Source organism: Mitsuaria sp. TWR114, assembly GCF_007997345.1.
Map to the genome: position 1 here is coordinate 1 of NZ_VOSR01000537.1, position 2,819 is coordinate 2,819.

A 2,819-nucleotide genomic window follows, 5' to 3' on the forward strand; every position below is an offset into this window, starting at 1 on the left:
GCCGATGATGTCGTTGATCTTCTTGGAGCTGGCGTTGATCTCGTCCATCGTCGAGACCACCTGGCCCACGACCTCGCCACCGCGCGCCGCCGCGCTCGACGCGCTCGAGGCCAACTGGTTGGCCGTCTGCGCCGCGTCGGCGGTCTGGCGCACCGTCGCGGTCAGTTCCTCCATCGACGAGGCCGCCTGCTGCAGGTTGGACGCGGTCTCCTCGGTGCGCTGCGACAGGTCCTGCGAGCCGATCGCGATCTCGCTGGAGGCGGTGGTGATCGAGTTGCTGGCCGAGCGCACGTCCAGCAGGATGCGCTGGATCTTCTCGGCGAACAGGTTGAAGGACGACGCGATGCGGCCGACCTCGTCCCGGCCGCCCGCGGGCAGGCGCTGGGTCAGGTCGCCGTCGCCGGCGCTGATGTCGTCCAGCGCGGCGCGCACGCGGTCCACGCCGCGCAGCATCGCGCTGATCGTGCCGGTCATCGCCAGCGCGGCGATCGCCATCATGACCAGCGCCGTGATCACCGCGGTGCGCAGCAGCGCGCCCAGCGAGGCCAGCGCCTCGTCCTTCTTCGCCGCGACGAACAGCTGCCAGTCGGTGTCCGCGATCGGGGTGCCGCTGATCAGGAAGTCGTCCCCGCCGACCCGCGCCTCGGCCCAGCCGGCCTGCGGGTCCAGCGCGGTCGCCAGCGCCTGCGGCGTCAGCTGCTCGGAGATCGCCGTGGCCGCCTTCAGCGCCAGTTGGGCGTCGGGGTGCGCGACGATCTTCCCGTCCTTGGACATCAGGAAGGCGAAACCGCCGGGCGTCGGCTTGATCGCCTGGACCGTGGCGACGACGTCGTCCAGGAAGACATCGGTGGCGACCACGGCCTTGGTGCCGCCGCCGCTCTTGTCCGCCGCCGCGAAGGTCACCACCAGGCGGCCCTTGGACGCGTCCATGTAGGGCGCGGTCAGGATCGTTCCCGACGCGGAAGCGGCGCCGGTGTACCAGGGGCGGCCGGTGGGGTCGTAGTCGGCGGGCAGGTTCTGCGGCGTGTTGAAGACGATCTTCTTGTCCGCGAAGCCGACGTAGGCGGCCTCGAGCCGGCCGGACTTGGCCGCCTGCTGCAGCAGCGGCACCGGGTCGGCGGCGCCGACCGCCGGCTGCAGCGAGGCCACGATGTCGCGCTGCGCCCGCACCCATTGCCGGATCGCGTCGCCGCGCGCCGCGGCCAGTTCATCCAGGGCCTGGGAGACCTGCCGGTGGGTGTGGCCGCGCACCGTCACGTAATTGGCGACGGTGATCGCCAGCAGCGTCAGGGCGACGATGCCCACGCCCAGCGAGATCAGTCGGGTCTTGATCGAGTCGAACATGAACGGGCTCCGTGTCTCATCGGCGCCGGGCGTGTGCCGCTCTCTGGCGCGTGCCTCCACGATTCGCTCTCTCGGTCTTTTCTCCTGCTCCGGCAGGCACCCCTCAGGGCAGGGCGCGCGCCCGGCAGGAGAAACGCCCGGACGGTGCCGGGCGTTGCGCGCGATCAGGCCGTGGTCATCGCATCCATCAGGCCCATGTCCGCGCTGGACATCAGGCCCTCGATGTCGATCAGGATCAGCATGCGCTCGGCGACCGCGCCGATGCCCATGATGAAGCTGGTGTTGACGGCGCTGGAGCTCAGCTCGGGCGCCGGACGGATCACGTCACGGTTCAGCTCCAGCACGTCCGACACCGAGTCGACCACCGCGCCGACGACGCGGTTCTTGACGTTCAGCACGATCACGACGGTGAAGCTGTTGTATTCGGCCGTGGCGCAGCCCAGCTTCAGGCGCAGGTCCACGATCGGGACGATCACGCCGCGCAGGTTCACCACGCCCTTGATGAACTCGGGCGCGTTGGCGATGCGGGTCGGCTGCTCGTAGGAGCGGATCTCCTGCACCTTCAGGATGTCGATGCCGTACTCCTCCTGACCCAGGCGGAAGGTCAGGTACTCGCCGCTGGCGGGCGCGGCGCTGGCGCCTTGCGGGACCAGTGCGCCGGAGTTCGCTTGCATCACTTGCGTGCCGGTTTGTTGAACGATTTCCATGTGTTGACCTCGTGCGGCGGATTAGAAGGTTTCCCAGTCGCCGTCGGCGGCGGTGGTGGCCGGCACAGCCGGCGGCGGAGTGAACGGGGCGGGCGCGGCCTTCGGGGCCGCGGGCTTGGGAGCAGCGGGCTTGAGCGCGGCCCGGGCCGGTTTGGCGGCCGTCTTTGCGGCCGTCTTTGCGACGCCATGGGCCGGCGACGCCAGCGGCTTCGCGGCAGCCACCGGCTTGGCGGCTGGCGCCGTGGCGGCGCTGAACGACGCGGCCGGCCTGGCGCTGAAGGTCGTCGACGCGGATGTGACGCCCGACGACAACGAAGACGAAGAAGACGGCGAGGACGAAGAAGACGACGACGACTTCGCGGTGAACGCGGTCGCCGACAGTGCGCCGGCGCTGCCCGACACGCGGAAGCGGTCGACCACGGCGCCCAGGCGCTCGGCCTGGTCCTTCAGGCTCTCGGCGGCGGCGGCGGACTGCTCCACCAGCGCGGCGTTCTGCTGCGTCATCTGGTCCAGGTTGCTCACGCCCTGGTTGACCTGGCTGATGCCGTCGCTCTGCTCGCTGGAGGCGGCGGTGATCTCGCCGATGATGTCCGTCACCCGCTGCACGCTGGAGACGATGTCGCTCATCGTCGAGCCCGCTTCCTGCACCAGGCGCGAGCCGGTCTCCACGCGCTCGACGCTGGCGCCGATCAGGGTCTTGATCTCACGCGCGGCCTCGGCGCTGCGCTGGGCCAGCGAGCGGACCTCGCCCGCCACCACCGCGAAGCC

General features: G+C 70.5%; 3 protein-coding genes. All 3 read right to left on the reverse strand.

The features are described 5' to 3' along the window. Positions 1 to 1,344 (reverse strand): methyl-accepting chemotaxis protein (locus FUT87_RS18745; RefSeq protein WP_147242003.1); only part of this gene is annotated, 1,344 nt, incomplete at its 3' end. 164 nt (positions 1,345 to 1,508) lie between these two features. Next, entirely contained in the window at positions 1,509 to 2,018 is a 510-nt protein-coding gene (locus tag FUT87_RS18750; RefSeq protein WP_147242004.1) for a chemotaxis protein CheW, read from the reverse strand. Positions 2,019 to 2,072: 54 nt separating this feature from the next. After that, positions 2,073 to 2,819, reverse strand: a 747-nt coding sequence (locus tag FUT87_RS18755; RefSeq protein WP_255511915.1) for a methyl-accepting chemotaxis protein, incomplete at its 5' end; no start/stop codon positions are given.